This is a genomic window from Streptomyces sp. NPDC051664, from assembly GCF_044453545.1.
Classification (GTDB): Bacteria; Actinomycetota; Actinomycetes; order Streptomycetales; family Streptomycetaceae; genus Streptomyces.
Genome location: NZ_JBITCU010000007.1, coordinates 274,062 through 292,289, shown reverse-complemented (window position 1 = coordinate 292,289; position 18,228 = coordinate 274,062). Strand labels below are relative to the sequence as shown.

19 protein-coding genes are annotated in these 18,228 nt (G+C 70.0%); 12 read left to right on the top strand and 7 right to left on the bottom strand.

From position 1 onward, the window contains the following. The first annotated feature begins 144 nt into the window (after nucleotides 1-144). Complete coding sequence (locus ACIA8E_RS16705; RefSeq protein WP_399298578.1) at nucleotides 145-753, top strand: hypothetical protein; 609 nt, start codon at nucleotides 145-147, stop codon at nucleotides 751-753. Nucleotides 754-857: 104 nt separating this feature from the next. On the opposite strand, the gene ACIA8E_RS16700 is transcribed toward ACIA8E_RS16705, so the two are convergent. Further along, a complete protein-coding gene (locus tag ACIA8E_RS16700; RefSeq protein ID WP_399298577.1) occupies nucleotides 858-1,367 on the bottom strand; it encodes a MarR family winged helix-turn-helix transcriptional regulator in 510 nt (169 codons plus the stop codon). A gap of 88 nt (nucleotides 1,368-1,455) precedes the next feature. Between ACIA8E_RS16700 and ACIA8E_RS16695 the strand changes: the two genes are divergently transcribed. From ACIA8E_RS16695 to ACIA8E_RS16680, 4 genes are all read left to right on the top strand, one after another. Further along, complete coding sequence (locus ACIA8E_RS16695) at nucleotides 1,456-2,694, top strand: MFS transporter (RefSeq protein WP_399298574.1); 1,239 nt, start codon at nucleotides 1,456-1,458, stop codon at nucleotides 2,692-2,694. Between the two features lie 67 nt (nucleotides 2,695-2,761). Further along, nucleotides 2,762-3,196 (top strand): hypothetical protein, encoded by a 435-nt coding sequence (locus tag ACIA8E_RS16690; protein ID WP_399298572.1) that lies wholly within the window; start codon nucleotides 2,762-2,764, stop codon nucleotides 3,194-3,196. After that, nucleotides 3,193-3,633 (top strand): thiol-disulfide oxidoreductase DCC family protein, encoded by a 441-nt coding sequence (locus ACIA8E_RS16685; RefSeq protein WP_399298570.1) that lies wholly within the window; start codon nucleotides 3,193-3,195, stop codon nucleotides 3,631-3,633. Before ACIA8E_RS16690 ends, ACIA8E_RS16685 begins: the two co-directional genes overlap by 4 nt. Nucleotides 3,634-3,670: 37 nt before the next feature. Beyond that, nucleotides 3,671-4,372, top strand: a complete 702-nt coding sequence (locus ACIA8E_RS16680; RefSeq protein ID WP_327126452.1) for a TetR family transcriptional regulator — start codon at nucleotides 3,671-3,673, stop codon at nucleotides 4,370-4,372. Nucleotides 4,373-4,417: 45 nt separating this feature from the next. Here ACIA8E_RS16680 and ACIA8E_RS16675 read toward each other — a convergent pair whose 3' ends face one another. The 3 genes from ACIA8E_RS16675 to ACIA8E_RS16665 form a co-directional block, all read right to left on the bottom strand. Continuing rightward, on the bottom strand, nucleotides 4,418-5,971 hold the full coding sequence (locus tag ACIA8E_RS16675) for an ABC transporter substrate-binding protein (RefSeq protein ID WP_399298568.1): 1,554 nt from the start codon (nucleotides 5,969-5,971) through the stop codon (nucleotides 4,418-4,420). Between the two features lie 276 nt (nucleotides 5,972-6,247). Continuing rightward, nucleotides 6,248-7,552 carry a metallophosphoesterase gene (locus ACIA8E_RS16670; RefSeq protein ID WP_399298566.1) on the bottom strand — a complete coding sequence of 435 codons (1,305 nt, stop codon included), beginning with the start codon at nucleotides 7,550-7,552 and terminating at the stop codon, nucleotides 6,248-6,250. 67 nt (nucleotides 7,553-7,619) lie between these two features. After that, a complete protein-coding gene (locus tag ACIA8E_RS16665; RefSeq protein ID WP_030969050.1) occupies nucleotides 7,620-7,865 on the bottom strand; it encodes an SCO4848 family membrane protein in 246 nt (81 codons plus the stop codon). Between the two features lie 121 nt (nucleotides 7,866-7,986). Here ACIA8E_RS16665 and ACIA8E_RS16660 point away from each other — a divergent pair, with 121 nt between their 5' ends. Further along, on the top strand, nucleotides 7,987-9,264 hold the full coding sequence (locus ACIA8E_RS16660) for a D-alanyl-D-alanine carboxypeptidase family protein (protein ID WP_399298564.1): 1,278 nt from the start codon (nucleotides 7,987-7,989) through the stop codon (nucleotides 9,262-9,264). Here the strand turns inward: ACIA8E_RS16660 and ACIA8E_RS16655 are convergent. Continuing rightward, nucleotides 9,212-10,141: a YihY/virulence factor BrkB family protein gene (locus tag ACIA8E_RS16655; protein WP_399298562.1), complete on the bottom strand. Its 930-nt coding sequence runs from the start codon at nucleotides 10,139-10,141 to the stop codon at nucleotides 9,212-9,214. The two genes, ACIA8E_RS16660 and ACIA8E_RS16655, sit on opposite strands and share 53 nt — an antisense overlap. A 175-nt stretch (nucleotides 10,142-10,316) precedes the next feature. Here ACIA8E_RS16655 and ACIA8E_RS16650 point away from each other — a divergent pair, with 175 nt between their 5' ends. Further along, nucleotides 10,317-11,666, top strand: a complete 1,350-nt coding sequence (locus ACIA8E_RS16650) for an FAD-binding protein (RefSeq protein ID WP_399298560.1) — start codon at nucleotides 10,317-10,319, stop codon at nucleotides 11,664-11,666. Between the two features lie 79 nt (nucleotides 11,667-11,745). Beyond that, on the top strand, nucleotides 11,746-12,501 hold the full coding sequence (locus ACIA8E_RS16645; protein ID WP_399298557.1) for a decaprenylphospho-beta-D-erythro-pentofuranosid-2-ulose 2-reductase: 756 nt from the start codon (nucleotides 11,746-11,748) through the stop codon (nucleotides 12,499-12,501). A 59-nt stretch (nucleotides 12,502-12,560) separates the two neighbouring features. Here ACIA8E_RS16645 and ACIA8E_RS16640 read toward each other — a convergent pair whose 3' ends face one another. Both ACIA8E_RS16640 and trpS read right to left on the bottom strand, forming a co-directional pair. Then, the gene (locus tag ACIA8E_RS16640) at nucleotides 12,561-13,151 is read right to left on the bottom strand and encodes a 2'-5' RNA ligase family protein (RefSeq protein WP_399298555.1); all 591 of its coding nucleotides are present in this window, start codon (nucleotides 13,149-13,151) and stop codon (nucleotides 12,561-12,563) included. 113 nt (nucleotides 13,152-13,264) lie between these two features. Further along, a complete protein-coding gene (gene trpS / locus ACIA8E_RS16635) occupies nucleotides 13,265-14,278 on the bottom strand; it encodes a tryptophan--tRNA ligase (protein ID WP_313938820.1) in 1,014 nt (337 codons plus the stop codon). Between the two features lie 232 nt (nucleotides 14,279-14,510). On the opposite strand from trpS, the gene ACIA8E_RS16630 reads away from it, so the two are divergent. The 4 genes from ACIA8E_RS16630 (at nucleotide 14,511) to rocD (ending at nucleotide 18,208) form a co-directional block, all read left to right on the top strand. Then, a complete protein-coding gene (locus ACIA8E_RS16630; protein WP_399298717.1) occupies nucleotides 14,511-15,095 on the top strand; it encodes an RNA polymerase sigma factor in 585 nt (194 codons plus the stop codon). Next, complete coding sequence (locus ACIA8E_RS16625; RefSeq protein WP_399298552.1) at nucleotides 15,088-15,942, top strand: hypothetical protein; 855 nt, start codon at nucleotides 15,088-15,090, stop codon at nucleotides 15,940-15,942. The genes ACIA8E_RS16630 and ACIA8E_RS16625 overlap by 8 nt, the downstream gene beginning before the upstream one ends. A 288-nt stretch (nucleotides 15,943-16,230) precedes the next feature. After that, nucleotides 16,231-16,890: a hypothetical protein gene (locus ACIA8E_RS16620; protein WP_399298549.1), complete on the top strand. Its 660-nt coding sequence runs from the start codon at nucleotides 16,231-16,233 to the stop codon at nucleotides 16,888-16,890. A 112-nt stretch (nucleotides 16,891-17,002) separates the two neighbouring features. After that, the gene (gene rocD, locus ACIA8E_RS16615; RefSeq protein WP_399298547.1) at nucleotides 17,003-18,208 is read left to right on the top strand and encodes an ornithine--oxo-acid transaminase; all 1,206 of its coding nucleotides are present in this window, start codon (nucleotides 17,003-17,005) and stop codon (nucleotides 18,206-18,208) included. The last annotated feature ends 20 nt before the right edge of the window (nucleotides 18,209-18,228 follow it).

The following is an 18,228-nucleotide window of genomic DNA, read 5'->3' as shown; positions in this document are numbered from 1 at the left end:
TTCCGCGCCAACGCCGCGGGAAGCGGGGCCTCTTGCTGCGCTCTTCGGGCCTTGACGGTACGGTCGTGCGGAACCGGACACCGGTTCGCCGCCCCCGGCGCAGCAAGGCGCGGGGCGCACAAGCTTGATCGAGAGCGGGGAACGTTGAGCGATCCGAATCCGTACGCGGACGACTCAGACAAGTGGGGACCTCCCCAGCAGCCGGGCAATCCGCCCACCGTCCCGGACGCCCAGGGGTACGGCTACCCGGGTGCGGGCACGCCGACGTACGGCTACCCGCAGCAGCTGCCCGACTCCGCGGCCCACCAGGGCCCCGGTTACGGCTACCCGAACGCGAATCAGCCGGCCGTCCAGCCGCCCCTGCCCGGTTACGGTTTCCCGCCGCACCAGGGCCCGGGTCCCGGCGGCGGTGCGCCGATGCTGTCGTTCGGTGACATCACCGTCATGAACGACTCGATCGTGACGCCGTCCGGCACGATGCCCCTCAAGGGTGCGGTGTGGACGGCCACCGACATGTCGCGCACCGAGGAGAAGATCCCGACGGTCGCGATCGTGCTCGCGATCATCTTCGCCCTGCTCTGCCTGATCGGGCTGCTCTTCCTCCTGATGAAGGAGAAGAGGACGACCGGCTTCATCCAGGTCTCGGTGACCAGCGGTGGCCGGCACCATTCGACGGTGATCGCGGCGACGGGCCCGGAGACCTTCCAGATGGTGATGGCCCAGATCAACACGGCGCGTTCGCTGAGCATCTGACGGTCAGTACGCGGGGGCGACACGGGGGCGGGGCCGGGCACCGGCAACGCCCCTGCCGACGTTGCGACGCAGTGCCGTTCAGGCAGCATGGGCCCCGACGGCACTCAGGCCCACCGGGCGCCGTCCCGGTCCTCCGCGACGACCATGATGCGCCGCAACATGTCGTTGAGCAGGGTACGTTCGTCCCGGTCGAGGACGCCGAGCAGCCGGTACTCCTCGTGGCCGAGGAAGTCCATCGCGCCGAGCCAGGTAGAACGGCCCTCCTCGGTGAGTTCCACGTTGACCCGTCGCCGGTCCGTGGTCGACGGCGTACGACGCACGAAGCCGCGCCGTTCGAGCGCGTCCAGCCGGCCGGTGACGGAGGCGGGGGCCAGGTCGAGGTCGGCGGCGAGCTCGGAGGGGGCCGCCCTTCCGCCGCGTCCGGCGAGCTTGTGGAGCGTGTCGAACTCCTGGCGGTCCAGGTCGAAGTCGACCAGGGACTGTTCGCGCACCCGGCGCAGATGGACCGAGAGCTTCTTCATGCGGGTCACCGCGCCCTCGACATCGGGATCGAGGTCGGGAAGCACGGGCTTCCACCGCTCCACATGTCCGTCGGTCCAGTCGCTTCGCTCCATGAGGAAAGGGTACGCCCGGAGCCCCGGCATACTTCGGTACCGGATATTTCGTTGGCGAATAGTTTGATGCCGAAATAGGTTCCTGCGCATGTCGCATCCCCTGCGCACGCGCGCCTTCCGCCTGCTCTTCATCGGACGCACCCTCTCCCTCCTCGGCGACGCCGCCATCCCCACCGCACTCTCGCTCGCCGTCTACCTGGCCACCGGCTCGACCGCCGCTCTCGCCCTGGTCCTGGCGTGCGCGATGGTGCCCAGGCTGATCCTGCTGCCGCTCGGCGGCGTCGTCGGCGACCGCTTCAACGCCCGTACGGTCGCGCTCACCACCGATCTCGTACGGTGCGCGACCCAGCTCTTCGTCGGGCTGCAGCTGCTCGACGGCGCGCCCCAGTTGTGGCAGATCGCCGTCGCCGAGGCGATCGGCGGGGCGGCGAGCGCGTTCGCCATGCCGACCGCTTCGCCGCTGATCATCGGAACCGTGGAAGCGCCGGCACTCCTGCGCGCCAACTCCCTGATGGCCGTCGTGAACAGTGCGACCCGAGTGGCCGGCCCCGCCCTGGGAGGGACCCTGATCCTCACCGCAGGTCCGGGCTGGGCCTTCGTGCTGGACGCCGCGAGCTTCGCGGTGAGCGCCGCGCTGCTGTCCGCCATCAAGGTCCGGCACGTGCCGATCCCGCACCGATCGGTACTCAGCGACCTGAAGGAGGGCTGGAGTGAGGTCCGCGGCCGAGACTGGTACTGGACGAGCCTGATCGCCCACGCGGCCTGGAACGGCGCGGCGGCCGTGCTGATGACCCTGGGCCCGGCCCTCGCCGTACGGGAGATGGGCGGCAAGACCGTCTGGATCGCACTGCTCCAGACCGGTGCGATCGGCCTGCTGCTCGGCTCACTGCTGGCCGGCCGCGCCCGCCCACGCCGCCCGGTCCTGGTCGCCAACCTGGGGCTCGCCACCTACGCGCTCCCGCTCGGCCTTCTCGCGGCGGGCGCGCCGGCTGTGCTGACCATCGCCGCGTACGGCGTCGCGCAGGCGGGTCTCGGCTTCCTCGGCCCGGTCTGGGACACCTCGGTCCAGTCCGCCGTGCCCGCGCACGCACTGGCCCGCGTGACGTCGTACGACTGGCTCCTCTCCCTCGCCGCAATGCCGCTCGGCTACGCCCTGGCCCCGCTCGCCGCCTCGGCCTGGGGGGCCGAAGTCCCGCTCGCCGTCGCCGCGGTGGCGGTCGGCGCAGCCTGTCTGGCCACCGCGGCAGTACCGGGCGTACGGCACTTCAGGGCGTCGGCCACGAAGTCCGGGACTGCCCAGGAGGACCATCCCGGGCTACCCGCTTGAACATGTTCAAATACAGGTCTACAGTCCATGACAACAGCTTTTGAACGCGTTCAAGGGAGGGTGGGGCATGGACCTCACTGTTGTCGCGTACGTCATCTACCTACTGATCAGCGTGGCGCTCACCATCTGGGTCGCCCGCACACTGAGCCGCAACGGCAAGGTCTTCCTCGCCGACGTCCTGCACGGAAACGAAAAGCTCGCCGACGCCGTCAACCACCTGCTGGTGGTCGGCTTCTACCTGGTCAACCTGGGCTTCGTCACCCTGTACCTGAAGAACTCCGACGCGGTCGCCGACGCCCGCGGGCTCTTCGAGGCACTCTCGGTGAAGGTCGGCGTCGTCCTGCTCGTCCTCGGAGTGATGCACCTCGGTAACGTCTACGTACTCAACAAGATCCGCCGCCGCGGTCTGATGGAGCGCGAGCAGACCCCGCCCGTACCGCCGCAGGGCTGGACAGGCCCCACCGGCCAGGGCCCGTGGGCCACACCCGCCACCGGCCGGTGACCAGGCAGGTCACGGCCCCGTTCGACGGGCGGCTGACGCCCGTCGAGCGGCTCACCGTGCTCTACGACGCGCAGTGCTCGCTCTGCGTCCATGTGCGCCACTGGCTGATGAAGCAGCGTCAGCTCGTCCCGCTCGATCTCGTCCCGGCGGCCTCCGAGGAGGCGCGGCGCCGTTTCCCCCGACTCGACCACGCCGGGACGCTCTCCGAGATCACCGTGATCGGCGACCGGGGGCAGATCTACCGCGGGACCTCCGCCTGGATCGTCTGTCTCTGGGCGCTGGCCGAACACCGGCCCAAGGCCAACTGGCTGGCCACCCCGGCGGGCCTGCCGTTCGCCCGGGCGTCGGTGCTGGCCGCCGCGAAGTTCCGGTCGGTGACGGCCGCACCCTGCGGGCCCGGGGACGAGGCCTGCCAGGTCCCGGACCTCGAAGGCTAGGCGCACATCCCCCGGTCCGGGCGGATACCCTCGGGGCGTGGTGAAGGAAGTGAAGGACGTGAAGGAAGTCAAGGCTCCCAAGAGCGAGCAGACCCGCACACTCATCCTCGAAACTGCGCTCCGGCTCTTCGAGGAACGCGGTTACGACAAGACGACGATGCGAGCCATCGCGCAGGAGGCCGGGGTTTCCGTCGGAAACGCCTACTACTACTTCGCCGGCAAGGAACACCTCGTCCAGGGCTTCTACGACCGGCTCGCCGCCGAGCACGAGGCGGCGGTCCAGCCGGTCCTGGCCGGTGACAAGGATCTGGCCGTGCGCATCCGCGGGGTGCTGCTCTGCTGGCTCGACGTGGCCGAGCCGTACCACCGCTTCGCCGCCCAGTTCTTCAAGAACGCCGCCGACCCGGAAAGCCCCCTCTCCCCGTTCTCGAAGGAGTCGGTCGCAGCCCGGGAGGCGGCGATCTCCATTCATGAACGGTGCCTGGCCGGTTCCAGCACCAAGACCGACCCCGACATGGCGGAAGAGCTGCCGCAGTTGATGTGGCTGATACAGATGGGTCTGGTGCTGTTCTGGGTGTACGACCGGACGGAGGGCGCCGAGCGCAGCCGCCGTCTCGTCGAACGCACTGCCCCGATCGGCGCACGAGCCATCGCGCTCTCCCGGTTCCGGGTGCTGCGACCGCTCGTGCGTCAGGTCCACGACGTACTGACGGAGTTCCTGCCCGGGACGGCCGGGTGACCGGCCGCGGGCCCCGCGAACCCAGCGTGATCCGAACCGGAGGCCCTAGATCCAGCTGAGTTCCCACAGCCGCCAGATGCCCGTGCCGTCCGACAGGTACTGCGAGCCGGAGACCTCGGTCGTGCTGACGACGTAGTCCTTCTTCTGCCACAGCGGTACGAGCGGCACGTCCTCGCCGACCAGGGCCTGAAGGTCCTTGAAGTCCCCCGAGGTGCGGCTGCGGTCGCTGTACTGCAGCGTGGCCGAGATCAGCTGGTCCATCCTCTTGCTCGTGTAGCCGTTGTGAAGGCTGGTGTCGCGGCCGACGAGCGGCTGGCTGAAGGTGTCGGGGTCCGGGTAGTCGGGCAGCCATCCGACGGTGTACGCGTCGTACTTGCCCGCCGCGTACCCCTTCTGGAACTCCTGCCATTCCACAGCCTTGACCGAGACCTTGAACAGTCCGTTCGCCTCCAGCTGGCGGCGCAGCTCGGCGGTCTCCTTGGTGTACGCGTCGTCGGCACGGTAGGCGAAGTTGATGTGCAGCGGGATCTGCACCCCGGCCTCCTCCATCAGCTTCCTGGCGCGCGCCGGGTCGGGCGTCGGGTAGTCGTCGAAGAACGGCGTGCTGTGCCCGATGTAGCCCTGCGGGATCAGCGAGTAGAGCGGCTCGACGGTGCCCTTGTAGACGTCGGTCACCAGCGGTCCGCGGTCGATGATCGACGCGATGGCCTGCCGGACCTTCTTGTTGGCGAGCGGTGCCCCGGGGCGCACGTTGAAGACCAAGTTGCGGATCTCGGCGCTGTCCGCCTCGGTGATGTGCATGTCGGGGTCGCCGGGGTTGAGGTCGGCGAGCGTGGCGGGCGGCAGCTGCCGGTGCGTCACATCGATCTGCCCGGACTTCCAGGCCGCCAGGAGATCGTCCGACTGCTTGTAGTAGCGGACGTCGACCGGGACTCCGGTCTTCTTCAGTGCGCCCTTGTACGTGGGGTTCGGGACCAGTTCGGCCACGGTGCCCGGCTCGTACGACTTCAGGATGTACGGCCCCGAGCCGTCGACCGTGTTCCCGGTACGGAGCTTGTCCGCCGGGTACTGGTCGCGGTCGACGATCGAACCGGCCCCGGTGGCGAGCTTCTGCGGGAAGGTCGCGTCACGCGAGGAGAGGTTGAAGGTGATCATGCGGCCTTCGGACACCACGTTCTTCAGGCTGGGGAACAGCACGGAGGGGCCGACGTCCGTCTTGATCCTCATCATGCGTTCGATGGAGTACTCGACATCGGCGGCGGTGACCTTGCGACCACTGGAGAAGGTCAGATCGTCGCGCAGCTTGCACTGGTACGTCTGCAGCTTCTGGCCGATGAACCCACAACTCTCGGCGGCGTCCGGCTCGGGGACGATCGCCCCGGACTTGAACGTCATGAGGGACTGGTAGATGTTGCTGTACATCGCCCAGGAACCGGCGTCGTAGGCACCCGCTGGGTCGAGTGAGGTCACCTCGTCCGTCGTGCCGACCGCGATCGGGTCCTTCTTCGCCTCGTCCGAGGGGAGCAACTGCCAGGCGCCGACGCCTGCGATGACCAAAACCGCGAGAATCGCGAGAATCCGTACCCGGATCGACCGCATTGCCGTGCTCTCCCTTACCAGCCCCACCCGGGCAGATGTGCTCAGAAACGCACATCACCACATGCGCGAACTCAGCCAATCACACGACTTTCACATCCGGAAGAGGAAATCCGCACCTCTTAGCCAAGTCTTTGGCAGTTGAAACCTCTGATGGGTCGAACGGCCGAAAAAGATGGAGGTGCTGTGTGGTTGTGCCGGGCAGTTGCACATGCGGTCCCGCGGGGCCCTGATGCGGTGCGGCAGTGCGGTGGCGCGCCGGTGAGGTTCCGTCCGCGACTACGCCTGTCGGGAGGCGAGCTGCACGACGGTGATGTCGGAGGGGGCGCCGACCCGCACCGGCGGCCCCCAGGCGCCCGCGCCCCGCGAGACGTACAGCTGGGTGTCGCCGTAGCGTTCGAGCCCCGCGACCGTGGGGTTGGCCAGTTCGGCGAGGTAGTTGCCCGGCCAGAGCTGGCCGCCGTGGGTGTGGCCGGAGAGCTGGAGGTCCACCCCGTGCGCGACCGCGTCGTCGATGACGACGGGCTGGTGGGCGAGGAGGACGGAGGCGCGGGTACGGTCCCGGTCGCCGAGGGCGCGCTCGAAATCGGGTCCCTGCCCCTCGCTCTCCCCGGCGATGTCGTTGACCCCGGCCAGATCGAATCCGCCTGTCTCGACCCGCGCGTTCTCCAGCGGGTGCAGCCCCAATTCCCTCACGTGATCAACCCATTGGGCCGCGCCGGAGAAGTACTCGTGATTGCCGGTGACGAAGAACGCCCCATGACGGGCGGTCAGTCCCGCCAGCGGTTCGGCAGCCGGGCCGAGGTCGGCGACGGTTCCGTCGACGAGATCGCCGACGACAGCGATCAGATCGGGCTGGGTCCGGTTGATCGTGTCGACGATCCGCTGGGTGTGGGCTCGGCCCAGGATGGGGCCGAGGTGGATGTCGCTGACGACGGCGATCCGGAAACCGTGCGCGGACCGGGGCAGCTTGGCGAGCGGGACGGTGACCCGCTTGACGCGCGGGCCGCGGAGCACGCCGTAGGTGCCGTATCCGACGGTACCGAGCCCGGCGACGGCGGCAGCGCCCCCCACGGCCCGCGCCACGAACAGGCGGCGGGACGGGTGGACGGCCGCCGACAGCGGCGCGGGGGCTTCGATGACGAGGGTGGCCGAGGCCGCAGCGACCCCACTCGCGGGCGCTTCAGCGGGAGATGAGCCTATTTCAGCCGCATCGCTCCCGGCAGCGGCACCGGCCCTGCCGGCCGTACCGCCATCCGCCGCGCGGCGCGCGAGCGCCCACCGCAGAACCGGCCGTACCGCCTCGCCCACCAGCAGAGCGAGCGTCAGATACAGGAGCGCCGCCAGCCAGAGAAAGCCCGGCCAGGCCAGCGTCTGCTGCAGCCGGAACGGCGCGCCCGCGCGCCCGGAGACCAGAGCACCGATGCTCAGCAGCGGCAGCAGCCAGGCTGCCACGGTGCCCGCCCGGCGCAGCGCGCTGCCCGGCGCCGTCGTGTCACCGACAAGACGACGCCACACATAGCGGTGCACGCCGACCAGCAGTGCGAGGACCGCGACCGCCACCAGAACGAAGACCACTGCCACTTGCGCTCCCACTCCGGTTCCGCACGTCTGTGTTTCGTACGCCTATGTCCGGTCGCCGCACGGCCGGTTATGCACGTTCGCGTCGCAGAGCCCTGAGCCCGCGCAACCCGATCACACCGACCGCCGTCCCCAGAAGAAAGGACGTGATGGCGAGCAGCAGATGCACCCAGAAGTACGCAGTCGGGTCACCCGCGTCGTCGAAGGCAAGTCCACTGCCGTCTTTCCATAGATTCTTGGCGAAAGTGACCCAAATGCACCAGCTCCACACCCCGAAGGCGAGCAGGAACCAGGAGACGGGACGGGTGAGCTTCATGAATCCAGTATCGCCACCGAGCTCCGGCCGGGGCGCTCGGGGTGGGCTGTCCCGGCGGTCCGGGCGGCCGGTCCGGCGGTCCGCATCCCCCTGCACATCATCTGCCTGTACGTTTCCGACCGTGCCTGCTCTGAAAAAGACCGTGTTGACGGTCACCTCTGCCGTCCTGCTGTCCACCTTTGTCGTCGGCCCCGCGTCGGCGGTCAGCAAGGACACCACCGACGACCCGAAGCCGACCGCCCCGATGTCGAAGGTCGGCGGCGGGCGGCTGGGCCTCGTCGGCACCCAGGTCGATCTGGGGCCGGGCGCCCCGGTGCTGCCGAAGGACCTCACCGGACGGTCCTGGATCGTCGCGGACGCGGAGAGCGGCGAGGTGCTCGCCTCGCACAACTCGCACTGGCGGCTGCCCCCGGCCTCCACGCTGAAGATGCTGTTCGCGGACACGGTCATGGACGCGCCCGAGCTCCAGCCGAAGACCCTGAAGCACAAGGTGACGAACAAGGACCTCGCCGACGTCGGCGAGGGCAGCAGCCTGGTCGGCGTCAAGGAGCGCCTGACGTACACGGTCCACGACCTGTGGCTCGGCGTCTTCCTGCGCTCCGGCAACGACGCGGTGCACGTGCTGTCCTCGATGTACGGCGGCGTCCCCAAGACCGTCAGCGCCATGCAGGAGCACGCCGAGGAGCTGCAGGCCCTCGACACACACGTCGTGTCGCCCGACGGCTACGACGCCCCCGGCCAGGTCTCCAGCGCGTACGACCTCACGCTGTTCGCCCGCAGCGGACTGCAGAAGGAAGACTTCCGCGAGTACTGCTCGACTGCCACGGCCGAATTCCCCGGCGAGAAGAAGGCCGGCAAGAAGCGCGAGGCCTTCCAGATCCAGAACACCAACCGGCTGCTCACCGGTGACGTCGGCGTCGAACCGTACAAGGGCATCGCGGGCGTCAAGAACGGCTACACCACTCACGCGGGCAACACCTTCACCGGTGTCGCCGAGCGCAACGGCAAGGTGCTGCTCGTCACTGTCATGAACCCGAAGTCCGACGAGAAGCACGCCGTCTACAAGGAGGCCGCGAGCCTGCTCGACTGGGGCTTCGACGCGGCCGGCAAGGTGACCCCGGTCGGCGAACTGGTCCCCCCGAAGTCCGCGGAGACCGGAACGGGCAAGGGCATGGAATCGGGCGGCGGACAGAGCTCGACCGGCGCCAACGGCGCGGCGGACGAGGGCAAGCACGGTACCGGCACCACCAAGGCGGCCTCGGCCGGTACGGGCTCCAGCGGGGTCGGGATCGCGCTCGGGATCGTCGGCGGGGTCCTGGCGCTGCTGGCCGGCGGGGTGTTCCTGGTCAACCGGCGCTGGCCGCTGCCGGACCTGGTGCGCCGCCTTCCTCGCCGCTGACGTCCCCGGCGCCCTCCTTCGTCTGCCGCCTGCTCGGCGTCGCCGTCCAGGCGGCGCAGAACAGCAGCAGTCTCGCGGTGAAGTTGATCCACAGCAGGAGGGCGATCGGCACGCCGAAGGCGCCGTACATGCTCTTCGACGCGACGCTCTTCATATAGCTGCCGAGCAGCATCTTGAGGAGTTCGAAGCCGATCGCGCCGATCACCGCGGCCGTCACCAGCCGGCGGTGCGGCGGCTGGACGCCGGGCAGCAGCGTCAGCAGATAGAGCAGCAGCAGGAAGTCGGCCAGGGCGGCCACCACCAGGGCGGCGGTCTGCAGCAGCACCCCGCCGGCCCCCCGGTCGGAGATGCCCACCAGTCGGGCGGTCCAGCCGACCGCGGTGGAGCCGGCCGTGGAGGCGGCGAGGGTGACGAGCGCCGCCCCGCCGAGGCCGACCAGCAGTCCGGCGTCCTTGAGCTTACGGACGACCGGATTGCCCTGGTCCGTGTCGTCCATCTCCCAGACCGCGCGCAGACAGTCGCGCATCGCACCGATCCAGCCGACACCGGTGAGGAGCAGCAGTACACCGGCGACCAGCCCGACCGTCCCCGCGTGGGCCACCAGACCGGCGATGCCGAGCTGGTCGGAGATGCCGGGCACCTGCTCGGCGACCTTGTCCTCGATCTTGTGCAGCTGCTCGGTGGAGAGCATCGCCGCGCCGATCGCCGCGCCGACCGCGATCAGCGGGAAGAGCGCCAGGAAGCTGATGAAGGTGATCGCAGCGGCGAGCCTGGTCCAGTGGACCCGGTCGAGCGTTTCGTACGAGCGCCAGGCGTGCGTCGTCATCAGCCACGAGACAGGTGGCCCGATGACGGGGAGTTTCTTCAGCCAGTCCATGACGTGCGCGTACCCTCCTGGGCGCGAAAAACCGGTGAGCGGTCCTCACTGCGCTCTTCCGATCGGCGGCGGACGGTTTGCATCCTGAATGGATGACATCCTTTCAAACACCCATTTCGGTGAGTGTTGTAACAAATCCCTCAAAGGTGTTTTCCCTGGCGATACGGTCACCATCATGTCCGTCGACACCGTGTCCCTGACCGGCTGGGGCCGCACCGCCCCGACGACCGCACTGCGGTTCCGCCCCCGTACGTACGAGGAGGCGGCGGTCGCGGTACGCGGCTGCGGACCCCGGGGTTCCATCGCCCGCGGCCTCGGCCGGGCCCACGGCGACGCGGCGCAGAACGCGGGCGGCTCCGTACTCGACATGACCGCGCTGAACCGGATCCGTACCATCGACGCCGCAGCCGGCCTGGTGGTGTGCGACGCGGGCGTGAGCCTGCACCGGCTGATGGAAGTGCTGCTGCCGCTCGGCTGGTTCGTGCCGGTGACCGCCGGGACCCGTTACGTCACGGTGGGCGGCGCGATCGGCGCCGACATCCACGGCAGGAACCAGCACGTCTCCGGCTCCTTCTCCCGACACGTACGGGCCATGGAGGTGCTCACCGCCGACGGCACGATCCGGACGGTGCGGCCCGGCACCGACCTCTTCGACGCGACCGCGGGAGGCCTGGGACTGACCGGGGTGATCCTGTCGGCCACGCTCCAGTTCCACCCCGTCGCGACGTCACTCATGTCGGTCGACACCGAACGGACCGTCGATCTGGACGACTTGATGGCCCGGCTCACCTCCTCCGACCACCGCTACCGCTACTCGGCCGCCTGGATCGACCTCCTCGCCCGCGGCCGGGCGACCGGGCGCTCCGTACTCACCCGCGGGGAGCACGCACCCCTGCATGTGCTCCCGGCGCGCGACCGGCGCACACCGCTCGTGTTCCGCCCGGGCCGGCTGCCCGCGGCGCCTGCGTTCGTACCGGACAGGCTGCTCGGCCGTACCTCCGTCGCCCTGTTCAACGAGCTCTGGTACCGCAGAGCCCCCAAGTTCCGCACCGGTGAACTCCAGAGGCTGTCCACGTACTTCCACCTGCTGGACGCCGTACCGTACTGGAACCGGGTCTACGGCCGCGGCGGCTCCGTGCGGTATCAGTTCGTCGTCGGACACGGGCAGGAGGAGGCGTTGCGCCGGATCGTCCGGCGGATCTCGCAGCGCCGCTGCCCGTCGTTCCTCGCCGTGCTCAAGCGCTTCGGGGACGGTGATCCGGGCTGGCTGTCCTTCCCGATGCCGGGCTGGATGCTCGCCCTCGATCTGCCTGCCGCCCTGCCGGGCCTGGCCCGCTTCCTCGACGGGCTGGACGAGGAGGTGGCAGCGGCGGGCGGCCGCGTCTGCCTGGCGAAGGACTCCAGGCTGCGCCCCGAGACGCTGGCCGCCATGTATCCGCGACTGCCCGAATTCCGGGCGCTGCGCGCCGAGCTGGACCCGAACGGGGCGTTCTGCTCGGACCTTTCCCGGCGCCTCGCGCTCTGAGCCCGTGCTACGCCCGCCGGCTCTCCTTCCCCCGCCTCTCACCAACTCGCGGTCCGCCGCCCCCGCTAGGAGTGTTTTCGTGAAGGATGCCTTCGGTGCCCCGCAGTCCCTGCTCCTGCTCGGTGGCACGTCCCGGATCGGGCTGGCGACCGCGCGCCGCCTGATCGCCCGCCGCACCCGCACGGTCTGGCTGGCCGGACGCCCCTCGCCCGGACTGGAGTCGGCCGCGGCGGAGCTGCGTGCCCTGGGCGCCCACGTCCGTACCGTCGACTTCGACGCCCTGGACTCCGAGTCCCACGAGACCGCCCTCGGCAAGGTCTTCACCGAGGGCGACATCGACATGGTGCTGCTCGCGTTCGGCATCCTCGGGGACCAGGAGCGCGACGAGGAGGAACCGCTCTCCGCGGTACGGGTCGCCCAGACCAACTACACGGGGGCCGTCTCCGCCGGCCTGGTGTGCGCCGGCGCACTCCAGGAGCAGGGTCACGGATCGCTGGTGGTGCTGTCCTCGGTGGCGGGCGAGCGGGCCCGCCGCGCCGACTTCATCTACGGATCGAGCAAGGCGGGACTGGACGCGTTCGCCCAGGGGCTGGGCGACGCCCTGCACGGCACCGGGGTGCATGTGATGGTCGTACGCCCCGGCTCCGTACGGTCGGGGACGACGGCGGGGATGGCCGGGGCGCCGCTCGCGACGACCCCGGAGGCGGTCGCGGACGCGATCGTGACGGGGCTGCGGCGGCGCTCGGAGACGGTGTGGGTACCGGGGGCGCTGCGGGTCGTGATGTCGGCGCTGCGCCATGTGCCGCGGCCGCTGTTCCGGCGTCTTCCGGTCTGAGCGGCGCGGTTACGGGGCCCGGCAGACCGCGGCAGCACGGTCGGCCGGCGCCTGAGGCCTCAGGGCTGCAGGGACGGCTCGTCCACGGAGCAGCCGCCCTGCGCGGGTACCGCGGGAGCAGAGCCCTCCGCTCTGAACGGGAACTCGTTGATCTTGCGCCAGACGGCGTCCGGACCCTGCTCGTACAGCGCGAAGGAACCGCAGGTCCAGGACGCCTCGTAGTCGGAGAGCTCCGCGTACGCCCGGTCCATCGCCTCCTCGGCGATGTCGTGCGCCACGGTCACATGCGGGTGGTACGGGAACTGCAGCTCGCGCATCAGCGGGCCGGAGGCGTCCCGCACCCGCTTCTGCAGCCAGCCACACGCCGACGCGCCCTCGACGACCTGGACGTAGACGACCGGCGACAGGGGGCGGAAGGTCCCCGTCCCGGACAGCCGCATCGGAAAGGGGCGGCCGCCGGTCGCGATCTGGGCAAGATGCCGTTCGACCGCGGGCAGGTCGGCCGCCTCCGCCTCGGTCGGCGGGAGAAGGGTGACGTGGGTGGGAATGCCGTACGCGGCAGGGTCCCCGAAGCTCGCGCGCCGCTCCTGGAGCAGGCTGCCGTAGGGCTCCGGGACCGCGATCGAAACGCCGAGCGTTACGGTCCCCACGTCGTTCTCCTCAATCTTCGAAGGTCGATGGCCGGCTTCGCGCCGTCACCGGAGTCGGTTTTCCCTTCGCCAGTGTGCCGCCTGCGGCCACCGTCCCGCCAGGGTCCTTGGACTCAGTGCTTCGCGGGCAGAAAGCCCATCCGGTCGTAGGTCAGCGCCAGGGTCTCGGCGGCCACCGCTCGGGCCTTCTCCGCGCCCTTGGCCAGGATCGAGTCCAGCGACTCGGGGTCGTCAAGATATTCCTGGGTGCGGGTCCGGAACGGTGTGACGAACTCGACCATGACCTCTGCGAGGTCGGTCTTCAACGCACCGTAGCCCTTGCCCTCGTACTTCTGCTCCAGATCCCCGATGCCGGATCCGGTGAGGGTGGAGTAGATGGTCAGGAGGTTGCTGACGCCCGGCTTCTCGGCGCGGTCGAAGCGGATGACCGTGTCCGTGTCGGTGACCGCGCTCTTGACCTTCTTGGCCGTGGCCTTCGGCTCGTCGAGGAGGTTGATCAGCCCCTTCGGGGTGGCCGCCGACTTGCTCATCTTGGACGACGGGTCCTGAAGGTCGAAGATCTTCGCCGTCTCCTTGAGGATGTACGGGTCCGGGATGGTGAAGGTCTCACCGAACCGGGCGTTGAAGCGCTCGGCGAGGTCGCGGGTGAGCTCGATGTGCTGACGCTGGTCCTCGCCGACCGGGACCTGATTGGCCTGGTACAGCAGGATGTCCGCGACCTGGAGGACCGGGTAGGTGAAGAGGCCGACGGTCGCCCGGTCGGCGCCCTGCTTCGCGGACTTGTCCTTGAACTGGGTCATCCGGGATGCCTCGCCGAAGCCCGTGAGGCAGTTCATCACCCAGCCGAGCTGGGCGTGCTCGGGGACATGGCTCTGGACGAAGAGCGTGCAGCGTTCCGGGTCGAGTCCGGCGGCGAGCAGCTGGGCGGCGGCGAGCCGGGTGTTCGCACGAAGCTCGACGGGGTCCTGCGGAACGGTGATCGCATGCAGGTCCACGACCATGTAAAAGGCGTCGTGGGACTCCTGCAGCGCCACCCACTGGCGGACCGCACCGAGGTAGTTGCCGAGGTGGAACGAGCCTGCGGTGGGCTGGATTCCGGAGAGCACGCGGGGGCGTTCAGAGGCCATGAAACTCATTGTCTCAGGTACGGAACCGATCTCCGGCAGCCGGTGTATGAAAGGTGTGAGGACGCAGGAGGGGGCCCTGCAGAGGGGCCGGGAGGGGGGCCGTGCCGTCGACGACGGGGGTACGGACCGCGCTCTCGGGCGTGCCGAGGGGCAGATCGAGGGACGGGCCGGGCAGCAGGCCGGGACTCGGGCCGAGGCGACAGCGAGAGCGCCGGCCGAGGGCGAGGCTGCGGTGATCGCTCGTGTGCGCGCCGGGGAGGCGGAGGCATACGCGCAGTTGGTGCGCGCCCACACGGGCGCCGCCCTGCGGGCCGCGGTCACCTTCGGGGCGAGGGCCGACGCGGAGGATGTGGTGCAGTCGGCCTTCTTGAAGGCGTACCAGTCGCTGGGCCGTTTCCGGGAGGGGGCGGCATTCCGGCCGTGGCTGCTGCGGATCGTGGTGAATGAAACGAGGAACACGGTCCGGTCGGCGGGCCGGGCGCGGGCGGTGGCCGGGCGCGAGGCGATATTGCGGGGCGCCGATCCGGCGATACCGGAGTCGGCGGATCCGGCGGTGGCGGCGCTCGCGGAGGAGCGGCGGGCGCTGCTGACGGCCGCGCTCGACGAACTCAGCGAGGACCACCGTCGGGTCGTCACGTACCGCTACCTGCTGGAGATGGACGAGGCGGAGACGGCACAGGCCCTGGGCTGGCCACGGGGGACGGTGAAGTCCCGGCTGAACCGCGCCCTGAAAAGACTGGAGAAGAAGCTCGGGACGACTACGGACGGTCGAGGGGCGGACAAGCGAGGGGCGGGAGGGGGTGAGGGGCATGAGTGACGCGGAGCGGGGGCGTGGCGGTGACCGGGCGCGCCTGCGGGCCGAGCTGCTGGCACTGGGACGCGGGATGGATGTGCCCGCGCGGGATCCCGAGGGCGCCGGACCGACGATGGCGGAGCGGGTGCTGGCGCAGATCGTCGCGGAGGCGGTTCCGGTGCCCGTCCCCGTTCCTCCGGGGCGGCTGAACCGGGCCGGGGCGTGGGTGCGGAGGCGGGCCCGCCTGTTGGCCGCGGCCCTCTCGGGGGTCCTGGTCGTGCTGGTGCTCACGCCTCCGGTGCGGGCGACGGTCGCGGACTGGTTCGACTTCGGCGGGGTCGAGGTGCGGTACGACCCGTCCGCGCCGGCCCCCGAGCGGCCGGGTGCGCCGGTGCCGGGCTGTGACACCCCGGTGACGCTGTCGGAGGCGGCGCGGCAGTCGGGCTTCCGGCCGGTCGTGCCGCCGGCGCTCGGCGCACCGGAGGCGGTGGCCGTGACGGGACTGCCGGAGGGCCGGTCCATGGTCACCCTGTGCTGGTGGGAGAACGGGCGGACGATACGGCTCGACGAGTTCTTGTCGAGACTCGATCCGTACTTCACGAAGCAGGTGCGGGAGCAGCCGGAGTGGCTGACGGTCGACGACGGCCGCGGCGGCCGGGTGGACGGGCTGTGGTTCGCCCGGCCGCATGTGCTGCGCTTCGGCATGATCGACGGGGACGGCAACCGGCGGACGCGGTCCCGACGGACGGCTGGGCCGACCCTGTTGTGGGTCGAGGACGATCGGCTGACACTGCGGCTGGAGGGCGTGGACGTGCGGGAGCGGGCCCGCGCGGTCGTCAGGTCCACGCTCGGACGGGCCGGCGAACGATAGTCCTGGGATCGGTGGGCGCCGGAGCGGAACCTGCGGGGCTCGAGCGGTGTACCAGAAGTGACGCGGTACGGACGGGCCGTAACGCACAGTGCGACAGCACAAAGGGGGACGGCATGGGAAAACCGCCAGTTGACGCGAGGGCCGCGGGTGCGTTCCGTGCAACGGCAGGAGGGTCGGGCCAGGCGGCGGCCGGGGGCCCGGTTCCTGCAGAGCTCGGCAGTGCTGGCGGTGGTGTGGGGGTTGTGTCTCTGCCTCGCGCCGAGTGCGGTGGCAGGCGGATCGACGACCGTGCTCGTCTCTTCGCCCGACAGCGGGGAAGCGACCGCACTCTCCGTCTCGGATCCGAGATATGCCGAGCTGGAGGCCCTTCTGGGTCCGGCCGGAAAGGGCGCCAAGCAGCGGCCGCAGAGCATGGACGGGGCGATGGGGACCCGGCAGATCAATGTGACGTGGATGGTCCTGGATCTGGAGCCGATGCGGACCGACCGCGTCTTCCCGGGCGACGATCCGGACACCATATGGATACACACGGCCTCCGAAGTCCCCTATACCTTCCGCGGGTACTGGCACCGGGCGAAGAATCCGGCGGGGCTGGTCAAGCTGTTCACGGAGCTCGGGCTGATGGGGAAGACGAACAACCAGGACGCGTACGCGAGGTTGTTCCCACAGGCCTGGGACAACAGGAAGATGTCCGCCCCGATGGACCCGCTGGCCGGCCTCGCACCGGAACCGGAGACTTCCCCGTCGGCTTCTGCGGTCACCGCCAGGGCCGCCGGCTCCGCCGGCCGCTTCGACGGCGTGTGGTGGGCCGTACCCGGACTGGTGGCGGGGGCGGCGCTCGCTCTGGCCCTGCGCCACCTGGCAGCCCGGCAGCGTGGTGGCGGCGGGGAAGGCGGAGGCTGGGGCGGCCGCGAGAGCGGCCCACGGCAGGAGCTCCTGGACCTCTGACTGCGGTATCTCACGGGCGCGCCATGGATTGAAGGTTTCCTCCCCGGAGATCCGACCGACGATACAAAGTGGGCACCACCCCAGCCCACGCCGCACGACGAACGGAGATCCCGTGTCGACCACGGAAACCGCCATCGCCTCCGCAGAGGCGCACAGCGCGCACAACTACCATCCGCTTCCGGTCGTCGTCGCCTCGGCGGAAGGCGCCTGGATGACCGATGTCGAAGGCCGGCGCTACCTCGACATGCTCGCGGGCTACTCGGCGCTCAACTTCGGCCATGGCAACCGACGCCTGATCGAGGCGGCCAAGGCACAGCTGGACCGGGTGACCCTGACCTCGCGCGCCTTCCATCACGACCGGTTCGCCGACTTCTGTACGCAGCTCGCCGAGTTGTGCGGCATGGAGATGGTGCTGCCCATGAACACCGGGGCGGAAGCCGTGGAGACCGCGGTGAAGACCGCCCGCAAGTGGGGTTACCGGGTAAAGGGCGTCCCGGACGGCATGGCGAAGATCATCGTTGCGTCGAACAACTTCCACGGCCGGACGACGACCATCATCAGCTTCTCCACGGACCAGGAGGCGCGGGCGGACTTCGGCCCGTACACGCCGGGGTTCGAGATCGTGCCGTACGGGGACCTGACCGCGCTGCGTGCGGCGATGACGGACAACACCGTGGCGGTGCTGCTGGAGCCGATCCAGGGCGAGGCCGGGGTGCTGGTGCCGCCGCCGGGCTACCTCCCACGGGTGCGCGAGCTGACCCGCGAGCGGGATGTGCTCTTCATCGCGGACGAGATCCAGTCGGGTCTGGGCCGGACGGGCAAGACCTTCGCCTGCGAGCACGAGGGTGTCGTGCCGGACATGTATGTGCTCGGCAAGGCGCTGGGCGGCGGCGTGGTGCCGGTGTCGGCCGTGGTCTCGTCGGCCGCGGTGCTCGGGGTGTACCGGCCGGGTGAGCATGGCTCGACGTTCGGCGGCAACCCTCTCGCCTGCGCGGTCGCGCTGGAGGTCATCGCGATGCTCCGCACCGGCGAGTTCCAGCAGCGGGCCGCGGAGTTGGGCGACCACCTCCACCAGGAGCTGGGGCTGCTGGTGGGTGGCGGCGCGGTGGAGACGGTGCGGGGCCGCGGGCTGTGGGCGGGAATCGATATCGCCCCGGGTCATGGCACGGGGCGGGAGATCTCCGAGAAGCTGATGGACCGCCGGGTGCTGGTCAAGGACACCCACGGCTCGACGATCCGGATCGCCCCGCCCCTGGTGATCAGCAAGGAGGACCTGGACTGGGGCCTGGAACAACTGCGGGAGGTACTGCGCGGCTGACGGCGCCGGGTCGGTGGGCC

What these genes read in the sequence shown, in the direction of transcription:
- ACIA8E_RS16665 (WP_030969050.1), bottom strand. Translation starts at nt 7,865, where the DNA reads ATGAAGCTCACCCGTCCCGTCTCCTGGTTCCTGCTCGCCTTCGGGGTG.
- ACIA8E_RS16625 (WP_399298552.1), top strand. Translation starts at nt 15,088, where the DNA reads ATGAGTGACGCGGAGCGGGGGCGTGGCGGTGACCGGGCGCGCCTGCGG.
- ACIA8E_RS16655 (WP_399298562.1), bottom strand. Translation starts at nt 10,141, where the DNA reads ATGGACTGGCTGAAGAAACTCCCCGTCATCGGGCCACCTGTCTCGTGG.
- ACIA8E_RS16675 (WP_399298568.1), bottom strand. Translation starts at nt 5,971, where the DNA reads ATGCGGTCGATCCGGGTACGGATTCTCGCGATTCTCGCGGTTTTGGTC.
- ACIA8E_RS16650 (WP_399298560.1), top strand. Translation starts at nt 10,317, where the DNA reads ATGTCCGTCGACACCGTGTCCCTGACCGGCTGGGGCCGCACCGCCCCG.
- trpS (WP_313938820.1), bottom strand. Translation starts at nt 14,278, where the DNA reads ATGGCCTCTGAACGCCCCCGCGTGCTCTCCGGAATCCAGCCCACCGCA.
- ACIA8E_RS16695 (WP_399298574.1), top strand. Translation starts at nt 1,456, where the DNA reads ATGTCGCATCCCCTGCGCACGCGCGCCTTCCGCCTGCTCTTCATCGGA.
- ACIA8E_RS16690 (WP_399298572.1), top strand. Translation starts at nt 2,762, where the DNA reads ATGGACCTCACTGTTGTCGCGTACGTCATCTACCTACTGATCAGCGTG.
- ACIA8E_RS16700 (WP_399298577.1), bottom strand. Translation starts at nt 1,367, where the DNA reads ATGGAGCGAAGCGACTGGACCGACGGACATGTGGAGCGGTGGAAGCCC.